The 24,227-nt window shown below is 46.2% G+C and carries 15 protein-coding genes; 1 reads left to right on the forward strand and 14 read right to left on the reverse strand.

Features of this window, described 5'->3' with window-relative positions; translation table 11 throughout:
* Positions 1-34 precede the first annotated feature (34 nt).
* The 3 genes from DWZ67_RS11120 to DWZ67_RS11130 are packed head-to-tail and all read right to left on the reverse strand — an operon-like array spanning position 35 to position 1,711.
* Positions 35-832 carry a Rossmann-like and DUF2520 domain-containing protein gene (locus DWZ67_RS11120; RefSeq protein WP_005826357.1) on the reverse strand — a complete coding sequence of 266 codons (798 nt, stop codon included), beginning with the start codon at positions 830-832 and terminating at the stop codon, positions 35-37.
* Between the two features lie 4 nt (positions 833-836).
* Complete coding sequence (locus tag DWZ67_RS11125; RefSeq protein ID WP_005826356.1) at positions 837-1,172, reverse strand: hypothetical protein; 336 nt, start codon at positions 1,170-1,172, stop codon at positions 837-839.
* Positions 1,173-1,174: 2 nt separating this feature from the next.
* Complete coding sequence (locus DWZ67_RS11130) at positions 1,175-1,711, reverse strand: nitroreductase family protein (RefSeq protein WP_005826354.1); 537 nt, start codon at positions 1,709-1,711, stop codon at positions 1,175-1,177.
* 93 nt (positions 1,712-1,804) lie between these two features.
* Here DWZ67_RS11130 and DWZ67_RS11135 point away from each other — a divergent pair, with 93 nt between their 5' ends.
* Positions 1,805-2,788: a GNAT family N-acetyltransferase gene (locus DWZ67_RS11135; protein ID WP_005835764.1), complete on the forward strand. Its 984-nt coding sequence runs from the start codon at positions 1,805-1,807 to the stop codon at positions 2,786-2,788.
* A gap of 12 nt (positions 2,789-2,800) precedes the next feature.
* Here DWZ67_RS11135 and DWZ67_RS11140 read toward each other — a convergent pair whose 3' ends face one another.
* The 11 genes from DWZ67_RS11140 to DWZ67_RS11195 form a co-directional block, all read right to left on the reverse strand.
* The gene (locus tag DWZ67_RS11140; RefSeq protein WP_005835762.1) at positions 2,801-5,380 is read right to left on the reverse strand and encodes an alpha-amylase family glycosyl hydrolase; all 2,580 of its coding nucleotides are present in this window, start codon (positions 5,378-5,380) and stop codon (positions 2,801-2,803) included.
* A gap of 171 nt (positions 5,381-5,551) precedes the next feature.
* Complete coding sequence (locus tag DWZ67_RS11145) at positions 5,552-7,312, reverse strand: AAA family ATPase (RefSeq protein ID WP_009036587.1); 1,761 nt, start codon at positions 7,310-7,312, stop codon at positions 5,552-5,554.
* Positions 7,313-8,039: 727 nt separating this feature from the next.
* Positions 8,040-9,929: a glycoside hydrolase family 13 protein gene (locus DWZ67_RS11155; RefSeq protein WP_009036586.1), complete on the reverse strand. Its 1,890-nt coding sequence runs from the start codon at positions 9,927-9,929 to the stop codon at positions 8,040-8,042.
* A gap of 69 nt (positions 9,930-9,998) precedes the next feature.
* A complete protein-coding gene (locus DWZ67_RS11160) occupies positions 9,999-11,099 on the reverse strand; it encodes a glycosyl hydrolase 53 family protein (protein WP_016273191.1) in 1,101 nt (366 codons plus the stop codon).
* A gap of 100 nt (positions 11,100-11,199) precedes the next feature.
* The gene (locus tag DWZ67_RS11165) at positions 11,200-12,657 is read right to left on the reverse strand and encodes a DUF5115 domain-containing protein (protein WP_009036584.1); all 1,458 of its coding nucleotides are present in this window, start codon (positions 12,655-12,657) and stop codon (positions 11,200-11,202) included.
* A gap of 34 nt (positions 12,658-12,691) precedes the next feature.
* The gene (locus tag DWZ67_RS11170) at positions 12,692-13,864 is read right to left on the reverse strand and encodes a SusF/SusE family outer membrane protein (RefSeq protein ID WP_009036583.1); all 1,173 of its coding nucleotides are present in this window, start codon (positions 13,862-13,864) and stop codon (positions 12,692-12,694) included.
* A 39-nt stretch (positions 13,865-13,903) separates the two neighbouring features.
* A complete protein-coding gene (susD, locus tag DWZ67_RS11175) occupies positions 13,904-15,580 on the reverse strand; it encodes a starch-binding outer membrane lipoprotein SusD (RefSeq protein WP_009036582.1) in 1,677 nt (558 codons plus the stop codon).
* 20 nt (positions 15,581-15,600) lie between these two features.
* Positions 15,601-18,630, reverse strand: coding sequence for a SusC/RagA family TonB-linked outer membrane protein (locus DWZ67_RS11180; protein WP_009036581.1), 3,030 nt, complete (start codon positions 18,628-18,630; stop codon positions 15,601-15,603).
* Between the two features lie 719 nt (positions 18,631-19,349).
* The gene (locus tag DWZ67_RS11185; RefSeq protein WP_009036579.1) at positions 19,350-21,827 is read right to left on the reverse strand and encodes a glycoside hydrolase family 2 TIM barrel-domain containing protein; all 2,478 of its coding nucleotides are present in this window, start codon (positions 21,825-21,827) and stop codon (positions 19,350-19,352) included.
* A 28-nt stretch (positions 21,828-21,855) separates the two neighbouring features.
* Complete coding sequence (locus DWZ67_RS11190) at positions 21,856-23,031, reverse strand: arabinogalactan endo-beta-1,4-galactanase (RefSeq protein WP_009036578.1); 1,176 nt, start codon at positions 23,029-23,031, stop codon at positions 21,856-21,858.
* A gap of 77 nt (positions 23,032-23,108) precedes the next feature.
* Positions 23,109-24,218, reverse strand: coding sequence for an arabinogalactan endo-beta-1,4-galactanase (locus DWZ67_RS11195; protein WP_009036577.1), 1,110 nt, complete (start codon positions 24,216-24,218; stop codon positions 23,109-23,111).
* Between the last annotated feature and the right edge of the window lie 9 nt (positions 24,219-24,227).

Raw genomic sequence — 24,227 nt, forward strand, 5'->3', positions numbered from 1 at the left:
CATTAGTTCAAAAGAGGCAAGCATCGGCATCCGGTTATCTTATTGCCAACCGATGTATATTCTCGCTAATCTCCCGATATAGTTCCAGCATTTGCGGCTCATCGGCAAGCATCCGCAGATGCTCGTCAATGACATTCTCATCATAGCGCACAGCCGGTCCTGTCTGTGCGGCAAGCGGTTCCAGCTCATGCACCTTGCGGGCCGTCTCGTCTATCAAGGGGAGCATTGCCTCGAACGGCAACCCGTACTTTTTCAGCAGTTCAGCAGCCAACACATACATGTGATTGGTAAAATTGCACGTAAACACAGCCGCCAGATGCAAACTTTTGCGCTGCTCAGAACTTGCTTCATACACTTTTTCCGATAGGGCGGAAGCAATGTCCTTCAGAAGCTGCACATCCTCTTCCGAGTTGCTTTCCACAAAACACGGTATCTGTCCAAAATCCACTTCACGCTGCTTACTGAAAGTCTGCATCGGATAAAGCACTCCATAACGCGCAACATGCCCCTGCCAAATATTCATAGGAATACTGCCGGCTGTATGCACCCATAAAGCATTCTCCTTTCCAGAAACAATCTGGGGTAATAATTCTACAAAAGCCGCGTCCTTCAGCGAAACGATATAAAGCTGCGCCTCCTTCGTAACCGCCTGCAGCTCCGTGGTATATGCAGCTTCCACCGTCTGTGCCAATCCCTGCGCCGATTCTTTTGTACGGCTGTAGACCTGCACAATACGAAACCCTTTCCGATAAAGAGCTTTTGCCAGATTAGTAGCTAGATTTCCGGCACCGATAAAGGCAATGGACATATCTTCTATACTTCTTCCTGCCATACGCTTATCTTGTTGCCAACCAATACAGAATAGCCCCTAATGCCAGCAACGCCAACGGCAGCAGATAAGCGGACATCGTACCGAGTAAGGCAGTTATCAACCCGAAGTTCAATATCAGCCACAAACCTATCAATACCAATCCCACTGACTTGTCATGCTTGAACAGCAGAAAAATCACTGCGGTATACAATAGAAAATTATCCTTATTCATCACCCACGGCAAGCCGATTGCAGAAAAATGCACCAATTTGTCCACCAAGTAAAGAATGCCGAATACAATCAGTGTGATGGCAGTGGCCTTATATGTATCACGGTTATTGTTTGCTTTTGCTGCACTCACTGTTACTTTCCTCCGTACTTATTGATATGTATCTTTTCCCACTGCAGATTGTCTTCGTTGAAAGGCTTGCGCTCCATCCCCTTATGGCCGATAGCAATAACACTAAGCACCTGCAACTGCAAAGGAATATCCAACACCTCGTGCACATACTCGCCGGAAGGCATACCGGAAGCCGTAAAACGTTCGCGCACCTGCACCCAGCAGCTTCCCAGCCCCATATCTTCGGCCTGAAGTTGCAGGTAGATGGAAGCAATGGAGGCATCTTCTATCCACACATCGCTTGCCAGCGGGTCGGCAACAACCACTACAGCCAGTGCCGCATCGGCAATGAACTGCGATGCCTGCTCCTTGCAATAGGACAATTCCTTCAATTTATCCTTCTCGTCCACCACTATGAACTGCCATGCATTGCTACGCTTCGACGTGGGTGCCATCAAAGCAGCTTTCATCAAAGTGACGACTTGTTCTTGTGTCAATTCTTCTTCTGTAAACTTCCGCATGCTGCGGCGTGCTTTTATCAATTCACTGAAACTTTCCATAATGATTTTATGTGCTAATATGCTAATGTGCACATCGACACATTAACAATAATTTTTGCAAAGATACGAGATTATTTTTTAAATTTGCAGACCATGCCTTTGAAACTCACTACATATTACCGTGGGAGCAAGGTTCCTGACCTGCCAGGCACCAACACCTTCCATTCCACAGAGTTGTTCCGAATCTACGAGGCAACTCCGGGGTATACCCCCATACTCATTGTGGCATCCGAAGATGACAAGCCCGTTGCGAAACTGCTTGCCGCCATACGTAAAAGTGTCCGCATGTTTCCACCCGGCATCATCAAAAGATGTGAGGTGTACGGTACGGGAGAATATTTCAATAACGAGGCAGACAAAGAGATTATCTTCAGTGACATGCTGCAAAGGCTTACCAATGAAGCATTGCGCGATTCTTTTCTCATCGAGTTCCGCAACCTGGAAAATGCCATGTTCGGATACAAATCTTTCCGGGACAACCAATACATCGCCATCAATTGGCTGCGGGTACGCAACTCGCTGCACAGCGTCGAAAAGGTGGAAGAGCGTTTCAGCCCGTCACGTATCCGGCAAATAAAGAAAGGGCTCAAAAACGGCGCCCAAGTGCGGGAAGCACGTACCAAAGAGGAGATTCTCTGTTTTGCCCAGATGTTGCGCCACGTATATTCTTCCAAGATACGGCGCCACTTCCCCAGCATCAAGTTCTTTCAGCATCTCGAAAACCAGTTGACAAAAGGGCAGCAAAGCAAAATCTTCATCGTCACTTATAAGGAGAAGATTATCGGTGGCAGCGCATGCATTTATTCAGATGATAGCGCCTATCTATGGTTCTCTGGTGGCATGCGCAAGACTTATGCCCTGCAATATCCGGGGATTCTTGCCGTATGGAAAGCACTGGATGATGCCAAACAACGCGGATACCGCCACTTAGAGTTCATGGACGTGGGACTTCCCTTCCGCAGGCATGGCTACCGTGAGTTCGTTCTCCGCTTCGGGGGAAAACAAAGCAGCACCCGACGCTGGTTCCGTTTCCGTTGGAACTGGCTGAATCGGGTGCTGATAAAGATGTATGAATGATTTTTACCGAAATTAGAAATTAGTGTAGACTACATATCCATGAGCCGGTACATTGACCTGTGTATTTATTGTTTCACTCTTTCCGGTAAAATAATTGGTCCAGTTACCAGCTGTTGCCGGGAAAGCTACATCAACCGCATTATGCGTAAAGTTGCCCATAACAACCAGCTGCTTGCCCGTTACACTTTCTACCAACAATGAACGACCGTTGTCCCAATCAGAAACTCCGACCTTCCATGTCAAGATGGCACTTGAATCGAACAATTCCGGATGGGCGTTACGCAATTTCATTAAATCCGCATAAACATCGTGCAGCTCCTTGCGGTTAGTATTCTCCAGATACTCCCAATGCAACGGTTTCCTGCCCGTACGTCCATTCTCCTCAATGGAAATGTCATATCCCATCTCTCCAAATTGCCAAACCATCTTAGGACCTGGAACAGTAAGGAAGAATGTAGTGTTCAGCGCCAACTGATTCATGCGAGCATCAAGGTCGGTTTTCAGTATACCTTCACCCCATTGCGACTGTTTGTAAGCTGCGCGTTCTTCATCATGACTTTCCATAAAACCTACCCATGCAGGTGTTTTCTCATAAAGGCTGCTAAAAGAACTATTTTTAGCATATCCCATAGCCGACTGACAATAGGCATTATTCAGGTTGCGCCATAAGTGCATGCCATCTGCAGCCAGTTCATTTTCTTCCTTTGAATCACAGAAATGCTCCAGGATAACATAAGAGCCCTCTTTCACTTCCTTGATGGCAGCATTATAATCCTTTAGGATAGCAATGCGACTTGCATCGTAATTGGATGCCGTGCTTTCAGTACAAGAAGTCTGTGTGAATCCTTTCGTCAGGTCAAAGCGGAACCCATCCACCTTATATTCCTTCAACAAGAATTGCAGATTGCGCTTCACAAACTTACGCACTAACGGGCTTTCATGATTGAAGTCATGGAACACACTATAAGGATGAGGTGCTTCCACATTGAAATATGGATTATTCTTTGCAGTCTTATCACCATCCCAATAAAGTTTAGCCAGCGGATTGTTTCCTGTAGCGTGATTATAGACCACATCCAGAATAACTGCCATACCCGCCTCATGGCAAGCGTCAATAAACTGCTTATACATGGCCTTTGTGCCATAAGCCTTATCCATCGCAAAAAAGAAGCAAGGATTATACCCCCAACTGTCGTTTCCGTCAAACTCCTGCACCGGCATCAGTTCGATGGCATTGACTCCCATAGCCTTCAGATAAGAAAGCTTGCCCATTGCACCATTGATGTCGCTGGAGGCGGTAAAGTCACGTAGATGCAATTCGTATATCACCAATTGCTCAGGATTTGCTATTTTAAAGTCATTGACCTTCCAGTTATAACTGTCTTTCTGTATCTTGAAGGTCGAAACGATTCCTACTCCTCCCTCAGGATAAGCCATACTTTCGTTATAGGTAGAAGCCGGAATATATTTATCATTATCAGGATCAAGAATCTTTTCCGTATAGGCATCAGCCAGGCGAACCACTTCACCCGCCTTCGTACCTACATAATATTGGAAAGCATACTCTTTGCCAGCATCCAGCCCCGCCAACGTAATCCACCAACATCCGGAAGCATCATCACGATACATCTGCGATTTTTCGTCATTGCCCAATGTCCAGTTATTGAAGTCGCCCACTACATGGGCAAAGTCCTTATGATTCCCATTCGCATCTTTGTCATAAAGTACCAGTGTCACCGTAGAATTATCCACTACATTGATACCCTCGACCATACCGGCCGGCACTGCTGCAGTTTTAATTTCACCAGGAACAAAACCTTCATATTTTGTGTCGGTCACCTCAACAAAGGAATCCGATTCTATCCCTTTCTTATTGCCGTCTGCACTGCGAATCACTATTCCGAGCCGGTTCACCGGTGTCTTCCCGCTTCCAAACCATTCCCGGATATTCGGGCTCAGCGTAATGCTCCATACGTTGGCTTCGGTTGAAGTCATCTTACATTTATCCTTGTTTTCCGTCCACTCTGCCGGAACGAACAGCCAAGTTCCTTCACTGACCACACCAATATGCACATACACATCTCCTTTATGCCCATAGAGAGCAGACTTTGCATCCGCTTTAAAAGTAATTACAAGGGACTGGTCGGCATCCGGTGCTGCCGGTGTAAAACTCAAACCATCCGGAGCTACAATCGCATTGGCAGCCTGAGTGACAGATATTTCTTTCTTCTTCGAACCGGATACAATATTCAATTGTGCCGTCCGCGCTTTCCCTGTCTCATTCTTGCCGACAGAAACCATAATCGTAGCTTTCCCGGACGTACCTTTTGCCGGACTGATGTTGCACCAACCGGTATCTTCACCACTCAGCTCGGCTGTCCACTGCTGCCCGGCCTCAAAACTGACGCTTTGCGAAGAAGCAGCTTCACCAAAGCTAAAACCTTGCTCAAAGATTGATTCACTACCAGAAGCAGGGGTCAAATACTCCTGTAACTCCTCTTTATCGTCACTACATGCCGTGAATGCCAGCACTAAACTGAAGCATATTAAATGCCATAAAACAGAAATCTTACGTTGATTGATAATTTTCATAATATGAAGTATTCAAAGTTATCACTTCACAAATATAGCCGGAAAAGAAAGGGCAAACCGATTAACGCAAGAGAAAAGTAGCAGCAAGCTTACGGAAACGTTTGCATGGCAAGCAAATGTTCCCGTACCACCATGTTTTATGAAAGCTGAATGACAAACTTTTGTAGCCAATCAACCTACTTCCTCGCAGATACGCATTTCCATACCTTTATACACCACCACAATCTTATGCAACCGGGTGGCGCCGATGCCACGCTTCACCGTTTCCGTATCGGCATAGCGGTCGGCCTGGGCGATGGCTTCCCGGCGAAGTTCCTCCACACGGGTTTCGGAATCCTTATACTTGGCATATTTCAGTTCTACGATGTAGCTGTGCTTCATGTCGGAGTAGATTTCCAGCATCGGGCAGAGGAAAATATCTACATAACCTTCCTGCGTGTCCTGCTCGGAGACGGGACGGTAGAAACGGTTCTGCGCAGTCATGGCAAGGGTGAAGCCGTGGACGAAGGACTCGCCTTTCTGCTTGTCGCGCTGCGAGGCATAGCGGTGCAGGCAGTCGGCAATGTAGCCGAAGTAGGATTGCCAGTCGCCGTCGTAAGCCAGAGCCGAGGAAAGTTCGCTCTTTTCGTAACTGCTGAAACTCAGGTCGGCATCGTCGTAAGTATTCAGCAGATAGGTATAGAGCTGTTCCTGTACCACCATGTTGGGGATGGTGAGCCTTGCCTTTCCCTTATACGTGCCGCTGATGGTGAGCATTCCGAAGTAGTAGAGCAGACTGATGAAGTTGTCGGGATTGGTGATGCTGACGGCAGGGAAGCTGTCTTTCAGTTCACCGGTGATGAAGCCTTGACTCACGAGAGTCTGTATGACGGAAGCATCGTGGGCAAACTCCTTGTCCTTGCGGATGAGCATACGCAGTTTCTCGTAGTCAATGCGGATGTTGCTCTCTATCATGTTGCGTGGTGCTTTGCCATCATCAATGTAGTTCTTGACGAAGTAAAGCACCATATTGGAGTTGTACATCGTGGTTTCACCGTAGCATTCCTGCGCGAAGCAGTAGTTGTCGTACCACGGTTTCATCATCTCTATCAACTCGTCCACGCTGTGGTGGAAGGGGCTGTTTGCTGAATAATAGGCCAACATTCCGCGCACCTCCTCCTCGGTGAATCCCATCATCTGGTTGAACTTCGGCGCGAGGGAGTAGTTGGTGCCGATGTTGAAACCGCTGGTCAGGTCGTCCATCGTCACGGGGCTTACGCCGGTAATGAAGCAACGCTTGATGCTGGAATAAGTTCCTGCTTTCACCTTGTTGAAAAAAGAGCGCAGATAGCCTTCGCCATGCGTCTCATCCGTATAGCGGTGCAGGCTTTCGGGACTGGAAAGGATGGCGTTGGTGAAGTGGTCGTACTCGTCGATGAAGAGATACATATCCTGTCCGGCACGTGCGCAAGCCTGATAGAGGTAATCCAACTGCTCCACGGCTCCGCTCACCGCACGCAGTCCTTCCAGAGTATCTTGCGGAAGGAGGTCGGCGTATATCTTGCAGAAGTTCTCGAAAGTAATGCCGCAATGCGCGTCCAGCCCCTTGCGGTAGTCGTTCAGCTCGCCGCTGATGCCCGAGAAGTTGAGATAGAGCACCAGATAGCTATTGCGGCTCGGCGTGGGGTGTTGCCCGATGTACAGGTCACCGAAAAGGGCTTCGAACTTGTCGCGGGTGCGCACGTCGTAGTAGTGTTGCAGCATATTCAGCGTGAGGCTCTTGCCGAAGCGGCGCGGACGGATGAAGAAGAAGAAGCGGTCCGCCTCCTCTATCATGGGGATGAAGCGGGTCTTGTCCACATAATAATAATTGTCTTGGCGGATATCCGCGAAGTTCATCATGCCGTAGGGAAGTCTCTTTCTGCCGGGTACTATGTATTTCAATGGGTCCATCTGCTGTCCTCCTGCTATTTTTTCTATTTAATCCGTCCTTTTCTGCCGTTAACGACACAAAGATAACAAAAGAAATAAACTTTATCTTCTTCATGCCATCAGATTTTCGAGTCATTGCCCTGCTCAAGGATTACATAGGGCTATAAACAAGATGGAAAACAGCAGTAAGGTTACGGAAAATTTGCATGGCAAGCAGTTCTTTCGTTTTGTCTGCCAAGAATAACGGAATATTCAGCAGATTCGTTGTCTGTGAATTGATTCTTTTTCCATGCAAAAAAGATAATTGCCGGATAATTCGTTAGGAATCTTTCGTCGTTCTAAAGATGTCACAAAGTCTGCTTTCCATGCTGACAGATGCTTAAATACTTCTCTTCCAAACATAGCATTTCACGTTTTTGATATCAGAAACGTGAACTTTCTCACATTTCTGATATGAGTTTTGTGCAAAAACACACATTTTCGGCAGTAAGCCGAACTATTCATTTACGTGAACAATAACGCTCACTATAGTGAACTGTTGACATACAAGGTGTTTTAATACAACAAACATCTGTAATCAAGCATAGTAACGCCTTGCCCTCATGGTTACTCTCATAGCTATATGCCCGATGAATAAAGGGATGCAGTACATTATGAGAGCATGAGGGTAAAACTGCATTCAACTCTTAGCTGGCCCTGAAAATGTCTTCTGAAGCAAGACAAACAAAGTATTTGATCCGCAACGCAATCATAATTCAAGCATAAGCACTTCTTTCGGTTGTAGTCGGATAATTGCTCCTAACTTCACATCAGTATCTGTCAGCACATTCCTTGCATCGGTTTTATTTCCTATTACCTCCTTATAATGAGCCAAATCCCAATCGACCTCTTTATTTACCCCATTCATCACGACCAATATACTTTTCCCATTGTACGAACGTTCATATACATATATATTGTTGCGAGGCATAAAGTGCTTCATCTTGCCTTTGGAAATAACATCATTCCCCTTACGCCAATGCAGTAACTTTTTCATAAAACCGAAAGCTTCTTGCTGTATAGCCGTTCTCCCACTCTCTTCGAAAACACTGAGTGCATCTTCTTTCCATCCTCCCGACATATCCGGACGTATATATCCAAAATCAATTTTTGTAGTACCAGTCATCAACAGTTCCTGCCCATAATACAATTGCGGAATGCCAGGAATTGTCAATAACAAGACAACTGCCTGCTTATAGGCATCCAAAGAACTCGGAGTTTCCAATAAGAAACGATCAGAATCATGGTTCTCAAGCAAACGCATCACATTATTAATATCAGAATAGCAAAAGTCATAAGCCAAATGTTCAAAAACGAGTTGCAGACCGGTATTCCAGGAGGTTTCTTCATGAAAAGCCTTACTTGCCACTTCCCTTAAACGGAAATCCATCACAGACTTTAGTCCCGTATCGGCCTTCTCATTAACCAAACTGCCTTGTTGCCAATATGCAGCACCAACCGTATTATTAGGAATCATCACTTCGCCCACAATATTGAAATTGGGATACTCCTCAAACACTTCTCGACACCAACGTACCATCATGTCCGGATCGGGATATACATATGTATCTTGACGTACACCATCCAAATTGGCATATTCAATCCACCATATTGAATTCTGAATTAAATAATCAGCCACAAAATGATTCCTCTGATTCAAGTCGGGCATTGTGGGAACGAACCAGCCATCTGTCATCTCCTCCTTATCTATATCCGAGGCGTAAGGATCAAAAAAGACGGTTTTATCATGATTGGTCTCAACATATTTGTCCTTATCCCAATTATTAAACCAATTATGCATTGGCGGGTCAAGCAACCAAGGATGCTTGCTTCCACAATGATTGAAGACCATGTCCATTATCAATTTCATTCCACGCCGATGCAGGCACTCTGCCAACCGGACATAATCTTCATTTGTCCCCAACCGAGGGTCTATTTTATAATAATCAGTTGCGGCATAACCGTGATAAGAACCTTCTCCCATATCATTTTCCAACACGGGTGTTGTCCAGATGGCAGTAACTCCCAAACTATCCAAATAATCAAGATGTTGCATAATACCCGCCAAATCACCGCCATGCCGGGCATTGACATCTTTACGATTTACAGCATAGGGATAATTCATTTTTATTTGGTCATTGCTTTCATCGCCATTAGCAAAGCGATCCGGCATCAATAGATAAACAACATCAGAAGAATTAAATCCAACCTTTTCATCACCATTTCCTTGACGTTGTTTCAATTCATAAGAGCAGTTCAGTTTCTTCTTTCCTTTCACAAACTCAATATCGAACTTCCCCGGCATTGCCTCTTCCACATCTAAGTATAATACCAGATAGTTGGGGCTTTCCATTGGATGCACACTTTTCAGCACAACTCCCGGATAATTAATGACAGGTTTGTAAGCGCCTATATCATCACCATAAACCATCAATTGCAGTTGGGGATTTTTCATACCGCACCACCAAAAGGCCGGTTCTACTTTTATTGAAGATGTGGATTTTACTTCCACCAAATCAGCAGAAGATAAACCTTGCCATGCAGCGCTCCATTGGCACAAGCATAAAGCGAATAATGCAATAAAATATCTGGTTTTCATATCTATTTTAGATTTGCGCGTTCATTATAATTAGAATACAATTCAATCCATTGACGACTTTGGATGAAGTTAACGGATAAACCCACTGAATTCCTTCATCGCCGGAAGCGATTTACCAGTGCGATTATCAAAAAGCCCCCGATTCAGCCAACCTTCCGTCACCGTATTTCCGCAGGCATTTTCTTCGGGAAACCACCAGAATAGGCCGGTCACGTTGGCATGACGGCGCAATTCGGCTACCAGTTCGTGAGTAAAGATACGTTGCCCTTCAGTGCTGATGGGATAAAACTCAGAATACTGGTCCGCACTCTTTGCCCATTGGTCTTTCTCATGCGAATAATAGGCGGCAGTTTCCACAATCATGACTTCCTTATCGGGAAAATTTACAGCGAGAGAATCGAGCGTAGCACCAAGAACTCCCACCGCTTTGTGCCACATAGGATAATAACTAAGTCCGATAACATCATAATCGAGCTGTCGCAAATGGTTATAATAAGATTTCGTCTTGTCCCATTCGCCCGCCTTCTCTGTATGAATAATAATCTTTGCCCGTGGACATACTTCACGGCAGGCCTTGGCACCACTCTCCAATAGTTTTACAAGTATGTCCCAGTTATCCTTTCCAAGCGGCTCCACCTTCGCCGCAGGCCACATCATCCCGTTGGTTATCTCATTCCCCACTTGTATCAAGTCGGGGCATGCACCGGCTTTCACCATCACTTCAAGGCTTTTTCTGGTATATTGATAGACACTGTCGGGAAGCGATGCTACACCGCTATTTTTCCAACGATACGGCATGAACTGCTTGCCAGGGTCGGCCCACGTATCAGAATAGTGGAAGTCAAGCATAAACTGATACCCGGCTTTTTTTATTCTTTGCCCCAGTTTCATCACATAATCCAAATCTTGACACACGCCTTCTCCCTTATGCTCTGCCGAAGCCCTGTCCGGTTCCACAAACAAACGTACACGAATGGCATTCCAACCTTCTTCCTTGAAATATTCGAGGGGAGCGACAGCTTTTCCTGCTTCGTCACGATATACGGTTCCTGCTTCTTCGTAACTTGGCAACAAAGAGATGTCCCCACCAAGAAGACGCTGCTGTGCATGAATTCCCAAGCACAATACAAACAGAAAAAACAAAGTGGACATTAATCTAAAAGTCTTCATATCAATATCTGTAAATGATTGTTTAACGAAAACATAAAAGCCCTCTTCCTCGTATTTTCCATTGCGAGAAAAAGGGCTTTATTCTTATTTAAAAAAAAGATTATTTGAAAGAACCTATGCCGTCAGTAAAGTTCAAGTAAGCTTTCTGACCGGCAGCAACCTTTACTCGTTCTTGATCATTACCACTACCACGATATACAATCTTTCCATCGAGAACGATGAATTCAGTCTTCCACCAGTCGTAACCGCCAAAGTTCACACACATACGCACTTCATCGGCAGCGCCAAAGGCGGGAGAAACGAATTCGCCGTCTTTTCCCGTAGGAACGGTGAACTTGTTAACGTCTGCAACCTCCCATTTACCATCAGCAGCAGTACCGCCAATCAGATAAATATTCGGAGCAAGCACATTGACTATGCGGTCGGTTGTGTTCACTACGTGCAGTAAGTACCAACCGGCATTCTTAGCTAACAGATTGGTGCCATCAGCAGTCAAGCCGGCACCGGCTTCGTCATTAATCGTTGCCTCGCCACCAAAGTCATTTCCCCAACCGGCTTGCGGAGCAAACTTAATCTGTTCGCCAGCTTCCAGATATACAATAGTCCAGAATTCGCCTTCGGCACTATGAATCGGAGTTAACTGTTTCCATGTATCACCCCAACCATAGTTGCTGCCGGTCATAAAGAGGTCGATTGTCTTGATGGCAACTTTAAAGCTCATGTTGACAACATCCAGCGTAACTATAAAATCATTGATGCCGCTAATGGCAGGTGCTTGTGGGCTGGGGCAAGAAGGATCGCCAACCCACGTCAGGAAGTTTTCAGTCGCCACATCGCCATCTTCGAAAGTTCCCAATACACCGGGATTGATGTCGTCGTCCCAAGAAGGATTCGTTGTATCGTAAGCACGATAGAACTTGAACCAAGACTTCTCGGCAGTAGTTGTCACAACTGCCTTGTAAAGACCATCCCCAATCTTCTCCATCACAATAGGTTCATTTGCATTCCATTTCTGGAAATCACCCATCATGCAATATCCCTTCTCACTGATAGCGGGAGTAGTAACCGGAGTCAACTTCACCTGTGCAGTACCCGATGTAGATACAGCCTCACCGGTAGTCAATTTGGCTGCGGCATCCACATTTACATCCAGAGTACGCTCCACGTGGGCACGGCTGTTAAAAGCTTTTCGAACAGCCAAGTCAAGTTCCAACGTGTTTACCTTAACCTTCCCGTCTTTAAACGCTGCATCAATGGCGACGCCATTCACATTTACGCTTTTGAAGGCAATGGAAGCTATATTCGCATTGCTGCTTGACAATGAAGCAATCACAACCGAATCTACTTTAAGACCTTCTGCATCATCAGCGTATTTGGCATATACATCGTCCATCACAATGGCAGCGTCAGTACCCGCCGCATAATTAATCTCATATTTGGCAGCAGCATCCTCCGGAGAATTGGATTGGGGGTTAGCCCAATCCGTATAATCATCCGTACAAGCACCTAAGGTAATTCCGGCAAGGAACATACCTGCGAGTATTTGATTTTTCTTCATAATGTTTTTCTTTTAAAATAGATTATCATTCAGGTTATTTCACCTCACCCGTTTCGTTGGCATCTACACCCGGAGTACCGAACTTGACGTACAGCTTCTGGCCTGCAGCAGGAACCACACTGTAATCAGAGCCCTTGTCGTTGGCCCAGCTGTCAGGAATGTTGAGATTACGCCAGAATACATTACCTTCGAAGAGTGTAAACTCTGTGCGCCACCACTCGAACGTACCAGCTTTTACGTAAGCGCGCATTTCGCCTCCGCCTACAAATGCCGGAGACACCCAAATGCCACTACCATCGGCAGGAGCCGTCAACTGCAAGGCAGGACTTGCTTCATCCCATCCACCGGTAGCATTACCAATGATATAAAGAGCCGCAGGATATACGGTCAGAGTATAGTCAATGGCTTCACCGTTAATCTTAGCCTTGAAGCAAAGTGTATACCAGCCACCTTTTGCAAACTTGATGTTACCACCATCATCCGAGATTCCGGCTCCGGCCTCGTCAGCGTAAGTCTTCACATCGGCATAGCCCAACCATTGTTCAGCGAAAGTACCCCATTTGAAAGCGCCTCCGTCGGCAATATATACCACTGTAAAATAATTACCGTCCAGACCGAACACACCGGCAAACGGCTTCCAAGTCTTCCAAGCTTCACCAATGTCAGAACCTGCAATGAACAACTTTTCGGGCAACGTGATGCTCGGGGCCTGATAGGTAGCCTTCACTTGCAGTTTGATTACGTTAGAGTAGCAACTGCCCAACTCCAACTTATTCACGTTAGCATGCAAACGCACATAAAGGTCTTTCACCTCGTTAGAAGGATATTCCACACCTTCATTAGCATCCTGGAACATAGTAACTACAGCATCGTTCATTCTCTTGCCCGACACTTTGATGGAAGTAGAAGTGGAACTTGTCACTACCTTATACACAGGTTCTTCTGCGCTAAAATCGTCAAAGGAAATCTCCACATCATAGTTAACGCTCAAAGGTATACCACCATAATCCGGCTGGCTGGTAGTAAAAGTGAGTTCATCGGCAGTCAGCAAGTCCAATACATTATTGGCTGCGTTGGCAGGCATATTCAATACAAATCCTGTAGTATTTTCGTGGAATGTAGGATTGCTATCTATATCCTTCTCACAAGAGGTGACCAACACCAATGCAAGGACGGGAAGCAACATTCTTAACAATATTTTTTTCATATTATTGTTTCGATTTTAATAAATTCGACAATTATTCTATTAGTAACGCGGGTTTTGAGTCAAGTTCTTATTACCATTGATGTCATCAGCCGGAATAGGATACACGTTGAAGAAATCTTCCACGCTCTTGCCTTCGGCTACACCACCCTTGAAATCCCAGAGGTACCCATCACCTGTGAAAAGGCCAAAACGAATCAAGTCACTGCGACGACGGCCTTCCATATAGAACTCACGGCACCATTCGTCAATGATATATTGTTCGGTGATGGTGGCTGGAGTAGAAGCGCCTGCACGGTCGCGCAAAACTTTAATATCATCGCGAGCCTGCTGTGGGTCACCGCTCAAACGGAACTTAGCCTCGGCACGGGTCAGATACATTTCGGCATAACGAATCAAAGGAATGTCCACATCAGGGAATTCATTGTGTGAGGTGGCTGCACCATCTGTGCGGATATTGCTCCATTTCACGATAGAAAGACCGGAATTGAAGCCTGCAATCTGATCGGCCTGCAATTTGCGGAGTCCGCCACCGCAACCGGAATAGAACAATGCACGGTCATCATTCGCTTTCGCCTGCACATCTTTGGTTGTAGTACCTGCCGCCTTATCAAGCGCAATAATATCAGCTTCGGTAGCATCTTTGGGAGCAGCCTCAGTAGCAAGCGGACAATCCTCGATAGTAGAGAAGAATTTCTTAACCAAAGCAGCACGAGAGAAGTTACAACTCCAGCCGTTGGAAGTACCTATATAGGGCATTCCGGTGATACGAGTGGAACTTACCAAATAGTTGGCACCACTATAACACTTTGTCTTGGCACCATCTTGGCGAATGGGTAGAATGATTTCTTTCATGGCTTGTACGTTCTGATCGTTGTCGGCCATAAATACCTGTTCGTAGCCGGTATAGCCATTCTTCTCTGCTTTAGAAAGCTCGTATTTTCCATCAAGCAAGTTACAATAGTCGATAGCCTTCTGGTAATCTTTCACGGCACCTTTAGTATAAACCTCCGAGTTCAAGGCCAAACGGGCGTGAAGCATATAAGCAGCTCCCTTGTCGGCACGGCCAAAATTGGCGGAATTATTGAACTCACCCACTTCAGCAAGCTGCGGTTCTATATCGGTCAATTCCTGGTCAATCCAGTCGTAAAGGTCTTTACCGGCCTTCTCTACCGGCAACTCGTAAATGTCGTATGTAGTCTTGAAAGGAGCTTTGCCCCAAAGGTCAAGGAAATACCACAGATGAAGAGCACGCAGGAAACGAACCTCAGCACGATAAAGTTTGTAATTGGGGTCATCAGCCTTATCTTCAGTGTTAGTAAGATAGAAGTTGCAAAGTGTCACATCAAATGCCAAACGTTGGAATGTCCATTGCACACGAGGAGATGAAGCCGTCCAGTCGATATTGGTGATTTGAGGAATATCGGTGTCAGTCTGCCAAGCCCAAAGACATTCATCAGTACAGAGTTCCTGCAAATTGAATGTAGTACGGTAAAATCCACTTTCACCTTCATCACTACTGATATCGCCACTACCGGCAGGACCTTTTTGCCCTGTCAGGCCCAGCGTACTGTAAACTTTCGCCAGCAATTCCATATCTTCATAAGACGAACTGGATTGCGGGTCGATGGACGAAATATTCAAGTCGTTGATACACGACGTTGCCACTCCACCTATCAGAAGGGCGGCAAGGGCTGTTTTCAAAAATATATGTTTCATCTTTATATACATTTAACGGATTAGAAATTCAGGCTCAAGCCAATTTGAATACTGAAAGGACGTGGATAAGGATTGGAGTCGATACCGCTTGCCACTTCAGGGTCGATACCTTTGTACTTGGATATAATGAATGGATTTTGAGTAGTAACGAATGCACGGCCGGAACATGTTTCATGACCTGCGACCTTGAACAGTGCGGGGAAAGAATATCCCAAAGTAATGTTGGAGCACTTCAAGTAGGAAGCATTACGTACGAAATAGTCACTCAAATAGTTGTCGTTGCCGGCTCCTACACCTGTAAAGCCCAATGCCACAGCTTCGGGAGTAGAGTTGTGCAGAGCACTGTTGGAATACAGACCAGACTGGCTGACCACTGCACGGTTGGACAAAAAGTCATAGTAAACATAGTTACCGAGGGAAGCACGGAAAGACATGCTCAAATCCCAATTCTTATAGAGGAATTTAGTGGTAAAGCCCATGATGACATCGGCAGAGGGTTTCTTGTAGAAATAGCGGTCGCCATTGTCAATACGTCCGTTACCGTCACGGTCCACATACATACCTTCAATGGGTTTGCCATTCTCGTCATATACTTGCTGATACACAAAGAATGAATTAGTCGATTCACCTACAGTATTGGCCTGGATCAAAGTATTGTTACCACGACCGATCTTATCTCCGGCCCATGCATAATAGCCGGCTTCACCATCTACCAGGTCAGTAATCTCATTGTGATTCCAAGCGACATTATAGCTTACATCCCAAGTGAAATCTTTTGTAACAATGGGTTTTGCATTGATGGAGAATTCCACACCATAATTCTTCAACGAACCGATATTCTTGGTCAACTGAGAACCGAACTGCATACCAACAGGAATAGTGATGGAGTTCAGCAAATCCTTCGTTTCACGATAGTAACCATCAATATTAGCAGTGATACGGTTGTTCAAAAAGCCGAGGTCGAAACCAGCATTATAAGTAGTAGTAGTCTCCCACTTCAAGTCGGGGTTATAAGCCGATGGACGCATTGTACCATAGTAAGTATCACCAAAGGGATACTGGGCAAAAGAGTCGCTTGAAGTATAATGAGTTTCATAACCGAAGTCAGTTTTGATATCCTGCTGACCGGTCATACCCCAACCCAGACGAAGCTTAAACTCGTTCCACCAGGTAAGCTTTTTCATAAATGTCTCTTCATTGATTTTCCATGCCAATGCCACTGAAGGGAAGTAACCCCATCTGTTGTCATCAGAGAAACGAGAGGAACCGTCGGCACGGAACGTAGCCGTAAGCATGTATCTGTTGAGTAAAGTATAGTTCAAACGGCCGAAGTAAGAAACCAAAGAACTGTGAGTGGCCCATGCCTGTTCTTCTCTCAGCTTAGCGTCATGAGGTTCACCATTGTAAGGGTCGGTACCCTGCCCGTAGTCATAACCACTGCGGTGGAAATGGCTCTCTTCACCACCAACCATAATGTCAAAGTTATGTGCACCGATTTCTTTCACATACTGGGCATAAGCATTGGCAGTGATACTATATTTATAAGTCTGAGTCACGCCGTTCCAACCGTAGTAGTTGGGGCTATAAGCATATTTAGAAGTTATATCGTCCTGCTTGCTCTCTGTGTACTGACCTCCATAACTTGCATGCAGACGCAAATCCTCAAAGCCATGTACCTTATAATCCACATCAAAATTACCCGTAAAGTCATTGGCTACAGCTTTCGTTTCTTTGAGCATCAGCAGAGCCAAGGGATTCTGGGGAGCGTTGGGGTTATTAGTATATTTCCACTCGGGATTGAGGTCCTTGGGTGCCTGCGTATGCTGGAAATAGCCGCCAAAGAAAGGAGCACGCTCATCATCAGCGTCGAAATAAACAGGCTGCGTAGGATCCATTGAGAGGGCTGCTCCTATCGCACCGCCTGCATCAGCATAACGGTCTTTTTCGTACATATACTTGGCATTAATCTTCAAATTGAGATGATTGTCAAAGAAAGAGGGAGAAAGGCTCAAGCCGACATTGGCACGACGCATCCAAGAGGTTTCGACGATACCGTCAGAAGAATTATATCCCACACTCAAACGGTAAGGCATGTTCTTCAAACCGCCGGACACCGATACATTGTGGCTGTGAGAGATGGCTGTACGGAAAATCAAGTCCTGCCAGTCGGTATTGGCCTTGCCCATACCGACTTCACCGGCTTTGTCGCCCCACATGTTATTAATAAGATCGCGGAATTCATCGCCATCAAGCACATCATACTTTTTCTGGACCATAGAGATGGTCATGTCACCATTGTAGGATACTTTGGGAGCAGATCCGCTCTTACCTTTCTTCGTAGTAATGATGATAACGCCATTGGATGCACGGCTACCATAGATGGCAGTGGCCGAAGCATCCTTCAAAACGGTGAAAGTCTCGATATCGTTCGGATTGACCATCGCCAAAGGATTACTCATGCCTTTCGGAGTTTCGTTATCGATAGTCAAACCATCGATTACAATCAGCGGGTCATTAGAAGCATTCAGAGAAGAACCGCCACGTACACGAATCTGCGCACCGGCGCCCGGGGTACCTCCCGCAGTGATAACGTCCACACCGGCAACTTTACCGACCAACATATCCTGCGCATTGTTGGTGATACCTTTACTGAGTTCATCCGGTTTAATAGCAGTAACCGAACCAGTCAAGTCATCTTTCTTAGTGCGGCCATAGCCCACAACAACAACTTCGTCCAGCAATTCGCTATCTTCTACTAAAGTTACGATGATACTGGGAGCCGCAGCCACTTCCTGAGTTTTATAACCGATGAAAGAAATAACCAAAGTGGAACCCTTCGGAACATTTAATGAGAAATTACCATCCAAATCGGTAATAGTACCATTTGTAGCATTCCCTTTTTCCACTATACTCGCGCCTATCACGCCACCCAAGGCATCTTTCACATGCCCTTTCACAGTGATGTTCTGTGCATAAGCGCCTACAGACAAGAATAGCCCTAAGATTAGGGTAAGAATCGTTTGACAGATTCTAAGATTAACTTGCTTCATGCATTTAATAAATTAAAGTTAACAATATTAATTACCTATATATATTATTCGAAAAATAATTTTCGTACTTTCGCTTTCTAACGTCTTTCAAGTACCCAAAGCATGACGCAACAAAAATATGCTTTATTACCTTAGTAAAGTATAAAGAGAGTGTAAAATGTGGGAAACGAACAGTGCAAACGATTGCATGCGGTTGCACAAGATAGAAAAATCACTTGATATATCATAATACAGCGCTTCTCTCCACTCTACATGTGGCATTCTTGCACATAACATATATGTTTATTCTGCTAAAGTACAGAGATTTTCACCGCCTAACGGCCGTTAGGCGATTTGTCGATGGCCGTTGACAGATCGCTTTACGGCCGTCAACAAATCGCTTTACGACCGTTAAGTACTACACAACATCAAGACAAAACAAAAGAAACACAAAGCTTTTACTGAAGAAATGCCATGCATGTATAAACCAAGCAACATACTTTCAGGATATGAATAACGTGTCTGCACAATATTAATATGCCATTAACACGATATTAACAAAATGGCCGACATGATATTAACTTGTTACATTACAATAAGTTAACATCATGTCGGCCCTAAAAACAGAGGTGGAAGCAAAATTTGCTTCCACCTTTTTCTGTTGCTTCCACCGCACCTCAAACACCGATGAACAAAGGGTTACAGAGCAGGTGTGGTAGAGTGGAAGCAAATAGTGCTATTTATTTCTCTGAAGTATAAAGTACCAGCTTTCCGGACTTCAATCCTTTAGCCCTTGCCTCAAACACAATCTCACCGGCTTGCTCGCCACTCTGCACAATAGCCGTCAGCTGACCGCTGAAAGCCGGCATCTTGGGCAAATGGAACAAATCGAGGCTGGTAGCATCTCCATTGGCAGCAGCACGATATTTTCCGGCACCCTTCACCGAGAAGTTTACCATGCGGCTGTCTGCCGGACAAAGGTTACCGTCCTTATCCACGACACGGACTGTGATATATGCCAGGTCCTTACCATCGGCAGACAAGCGGGTGCGGTCGGCAACCAGCTCCAGATGATGGGGCTTGCCAGCGGTACGAATCACCTTTTCTTCTGCAGGCTTACCGGAAGCATCATAAGCTACCACTTTCACTTCGCCCGGTTCATAAGGAACATCCATCCACATCAAGCGATAGCGACGCTGCAAAGCAAGGGAGTCCTGACCTTCCAAAGCACGGCTTTCATCAGCAGTAAGTTTCCGCTGTTTGCCATAACTCTTTCCGTTGACGAACAGTTCGGCACTGGGATAGCTGGTGTAAACAAAAACCGGAGTATTCTCCCCTTCCCTGCCCGGCCACGTCCAGTGCGGAAGGACATGCAAGGTATTTGCCTGCTTGTTCCATAGGCTGCGGTACAGATAGAAACGGTCTTTGGGGAGGCTTGCCAAGTCTATGATACCGAAAACGGAGCTGTGGCTGGGCCAGGAATCCGTACTATAAGGAGAAGGTTCACCCAAATAATCAAAACCTGTCCAGACGAACTGTCCGATTGTCCAGTCATAATCATCAGCCAAAGCAAAATCCTCATCGGGAAGATTCGACCAGGAACAACACTCCACATCATAACCGGAGCACTGATGGTCATCGTACATCACACTGGCTCCCTTCTGTACGGGAAATTTATAGACACCACGGGAACTTACAGTGGAAGCCGTCTCCGAACCGAGCACAATATTCTGTGGAAGAGTCTCATAAGACTCCACATAGCGGTGAGCCCGATAATTAAGACCGGGTACATCAATCATTGCCGCAAACCCGTTGGCAAGCACACAAGTCACCTGGTCCATACCGCAAGTAACGGGGCGTGTAGGGTCTTCGCGATGGCAAATATCCTGCAGGAAAGAAGCCACTTTGTAGCCCTCGGGACTACATTGGGTAGGAACCTCATTTCCTATACTCCACATTACCACACAAGGATTGTTCCGATACTGATGCAGCATATTTACCATATCCTTTTCTGCCCATTCGTTGAAATAGCGGTGATATCCATTCTCACATTTGGCAATATCCCATTCATCGAAAGGTTCCAGCATCATCATGAAGCCCATCTCGTCACAGAGTTCCACCAATTCGGGGGCAGGCATATTGTGGGAGGTACGGACTGCATCACATCCCATATCCTTCAATAATGTCAACTGACGGCGAAGAGCAGCCACATTGACAGCCGCACCCAACGGACCCAAATCGTGGTGATTGCATACCCCCTGGAATTTACGGTGCTTACCATTTAGGAAGAATCCCTTATCAGCTATAATCTCAATACTGCGGATACCAAAACGCGTGGTATATTCGTCAGTCTGTTTGCCATCTACATAAATCTTAGATACTGCCTTATATAAATAAGGTGTCTCAGGAGACCACAGAGACGGAGCATTTATCAGAAAATTCTGCTCAAATGGCTGTCCGTGATTAATTTTCCGGCTATTATCCTTACGGGCTACTATCTTACCGTCCGGCGCAATAATATCAGTAGAAATACGAACATCCGCATCACCGGCATTCCGTATTGTAGTACGCAGACGCACGGAAGCGTATTCAGCAGAGACATGCGGTGTGGTGAGCTGTGTACCCCAAACCGGAACATGGACACGTTCCGTAGTAACCAGGCGGACATTGCGATACAATCCCGCCCCCGGATACCAACGGGAGGACTGGGGTCTGTTTTCCAGACGGACAGCCAGCACATTGTTTTTACCGTCGGCATTCAGCAAACCGGTAACATCGCAATGAAAAGAGTTATATCCGAAAGGCCAGAAACAAGCTTCTTTCCCATTGACATAGACCCGAGCCTCACTCATTGCACCATCGAAAACCAGAGTGACCTGCTTGTCTGCAGAAGCATCAAAAGCCGTACGATACCAACCGACACCCACATAAGGCAACCCTCCGGTACGCCCGGTCTTTACGGAAGCTTGCTTTTCAAGGTCTTGCGTAACCGCTACCTCCTGCAAATCGTTGTTGCGGTCGAACGGACCAAAGATGGCCCAATCATGAGGAATGGTCACTGTTTCCCACTTACTGTCGTCGAAATTTGTTTGTGTTGCTTCGGGAACATCTCCCTTGGTGAACTTCCAGTTCTTTTCCAACAATGCTTCTGTACGCTGCGCCATTGCCGCCAAGGCAAAAAAAGCGCAGCAGGAAAAGATAAGTATTGTCTTTCTCATTCTTCTTTAAAAGATTTTGTTAATATAATTATTTAAAAGCATCCATTATCACAGTGGGGCGGCCGTCTTCAGTGAATGCCCCCAGCCGATATTGGTTCGGCCTGCATTCCGGTTCCCAGTAGAACACACCCTTGCAGCGTCCGTCAGTATTCTCTTTGCACTCTTTCAGGACACGGGCCAGTTGGCGTTTCCCTTCTGCCAGTACGGAAGCACTTGCCAGGTTCCCTTTGTCGTCGGCACACTCCATACCGGTTTCCACCACCATCACATCACAGTTATACTTCGCACTTACCGCTTTGATATTTTTGATGCAGTCCGTAATAACGGCATCAGCCGCTGTATATTCCGGCTTGGCATCGCGCGACCAGTAAGGATAGAGTGACATACCTATCATATCCCACTTGCCTCCGTTCTTCTTCAGTTCGTCGAAAAACCAGTTGAACAAACCATTGTCCCATCCGTTGTCCAGGTGAACAATGACGATGGCATCGGGGCAGACCGACTTCACGGCATCATATCCGGTAGTGATAAATGCGCCGAGATTGGCCCAATTCATGGGATATACCACCTCGGAAGAAGCGTTTGCCGGAGCATCTTTCAAGTCGGATTCCTTCACGTCATAGGATGCGCCGCTCAAAGCCTTGTCTTTATCCCACAGCATGCCCGGACGGATTTCATTGCCCACTTGCACCCATTTGGGAGTGACACCGACCGCCTTCAGTTCCCGAAGCACACTCACCGTATGGTCGCTGAGAGCTTTCTTCAAGTCCGCCAGATTCTTACCAACCCATGCGGCAGGTTTATTCTGCTGGGCGGGGTCTGCCCACCAGTCACTGTAGTGGAAATCTATCATCACATCCATATTCAGCGCTTTGGCTCTTTGGGCCTTCACCACCACGTCGGCAGTATTGCACCAGTTGTCGCTCGGGTCTACCCATACACGGATGCGGATGGCATTGAGTCCCAGCTCTTTCATCAAAGCCGTACATTCACGCTTCTCGCCTTTAGCATTGTAGAAGTCGTATCCTTTGGATTCATATTCGGTGCACCAGCCTATGTCGGCACCTTTAGCAAAGTCCGTAGTAAGAGGCTCTTCCTTATCGGGAAGTCCACCTGCGTTGGGGTCTGTCTCATTATTGCTGCTGCATGCAAATACAGCAAAGGCAATACAAAAAAAGAAAGTCAAAAACTTCATGTGTTTCATGGCGTTATCTTAATTATTTCCGCAAATATAATAATTTAGCACATTTACTAAGGGATGAGGTTCCCAATAATTTGAAATCAACGGTCAATCGGCTGTACAAACCGTCTGAGCTCTTCCATTGCCGGAAGCACCTTTCCCGTATGGTTATCAAAGAGTCCACGGTTCAACCATCCCTCCGTCACAGTATTGCCACTGGCATTCTCCTCGGGAAACCACCAGAACAGCCCGGTTACATTGGCATGACGGCGCAGTTCAGCTACCAGCTCACGAGTGAAGATACGTTGCCCTTCTGCACTGACCGGATAAAACTCGGAATATTCGTCCGCACTTTTTGCCCATCTGTCATTCTCGTGCGAATAATAAGCTGCAGTCTCCACTATCATCACCTCCTTATTCGGGAAGTGGACTGCCAAAGAATCGAGCGTAGCGGCAAGTACCCCCACCGCCTTGTGCCACATAGGATAATAACTGAGTCCGATAATATCATAATCAAGCTGCTGCAGACGATTGTAGTAGGTCCTGGTTTTATTCCATTCGCCGGCTTTCTCGGTATGGATAATTATCTTTGCTTTGGGACAGACTTCACGGCAAGCCCTGGCGCCACTTTCCAAAAGTCTCACTAACAAATCCCAGTTATCACTTCCCAACGGATCGACTTTGGCAGCAGGCCACATCATCCCATTCGTTATCTCATTTCCTACTTGTATCAAATCGGGACATGCACCGGCTTCCACCATAGACCGAAGGGTGTTTTTAGTGTATCGGTACACACTGTCAGGCAATGAGGCCGTTTCGGCATCCAGCCAACAGTCCGGCATGAACTGTTTCCCCGGGTCAGCCCATGTATCGGAATAATGAAAGTCGAGCATGAACTGATAACCCATATCCTTTATCCGTTGTCCGAATTTGGTTACGTAATCCAAATCCTGGCATACTCCTTCTCCCTTATGCTCCGCGGAGGCTTTGGAAGGCTCAACGAAAAGCCGTACACGAACAGCATTCCAACCTTGTTCCTTGAAAAAGTCAAGGGGAGCAACCGGCTCTCCAACTGCATTTCTATATACAGTTCCTGCCGCCTCGTAAGAGGGGAGCAAAGAAATATCTCCCCCCAAAAGACGCTGCTGGGCATGCCCCAACAAAACTTGGAAAGCCAGCAGAATTCCTGAAAACAATACTTTTTTCTTCATATCGAATCT

The organism is Bacteroides sp. AF34-31BH, assembly GCF_003602795.1.
Lineage (GTDB): Bacteria > Bacteroidota > Bacteroidia > Bacteroidales > Bacteroidaceae > Bacteroides > Bacteroides uniformis.

Bases quoted from the DNA above. Each gene is read 5' to 3' on its own strand.
- DWZ67_RS11120 (WP_005826357.1), bottom strand. From the start codon at position 832: ATGGCAGGAAGAAGTATAGAAGATATGTCCATTGCCTTTATCGGTGCC.
- DWZ67_RS11130 (WP_005826354.1), bottom strand. From the start codon at position 1,711: ATGGAAAGTTTCAGTGAATTGATAAAAGCACGCCGCAGCATGCGGAAG.
- DWZ67_RS11135 (WP_005835764.1), top strand. From the start codon at position 1,805: ATGCCTTTGAAACTCACTACATATTACCGTGGGAGCAAGGTTCCTGAC.
- DWZ67_RS11140 (WP_005835762.1), bottom strand. From the start codon at position 5,380: ATGAAAATTATCAATCAACGTAAGATTTCTGTTTTATGGCATTTAATA.
- DWZ67_RS11145 (WP_009036587.1), bottom strand. From the start codon at position 7,312: ATGGACCCATTGAAATACATAGTACCCGGCAGAAAGAGACTTCCCTAC.
- DWZ67_RS11155 (WP_009036586.1), bottom strand. From the start codon at position 9,929: ATGAAAACCAGATATTTTATTGCATTATTCGCTTTATGCTTGTGCCAA.
- DWZ67_RS11160 (WP_016273191.1), bottom strand. From the start codon at position 11,099: ATGAAGACTTTTAGATTAATGTCCACTTTGTTTTTTCTGTTTGTATTG.
- DWZ67_RS11165 (WP_009036584.1), bottom strand. From the start codon at position 12,657: ATGAAGAAAAATCAAATACTCGCAGGTATGTTCCTTGCCGGAATTACC.
- DWZ67_RS11170 (WP_009036583.1), bottom strand. From the start codon at position 13,864: ATGAAAAAAATATTGTTAAGAATGTTGCTTCCCGTCCTTGCATTGGTG.
- susD (WP_009036582.1), bottom strand. From the start codon at position 15,580: ATGAAACATATATTTTTGAAAACAGCCCTTGCCGCCCTTCTGATAGGT.
- DWZ67_RS11180 (WP_009036581.1), bottom strand. From the start codon at position 18,630: ATGAAGCAAGTTAATCTTAGAATCTGTCAAACGATTCTTACCCTAATC.
- DWZ67_RS11185 (WP_009036579.1), bottom strand. From the start codon at position 21,827: ATGAGAAAGACAATACTTATCTTTTCCTGCTGCGCTTTTTTTGCCTTG.
- DWZ67_RS11190 (WP_009036578.1), bottom strand. From the start codon at position 23,031: ATGAAACACATGAAGTTTTTGACTTTCTTTTTTTGTATTGCCTTTGCT.
- DWZ67_RS11195 (WP_009036577.1), bottom strand. From the start codon at position 24,218: ATGAAGAAAAAAGTATTGTTTTCAGGAATTCTGCTGGCTTTCCAAGTT.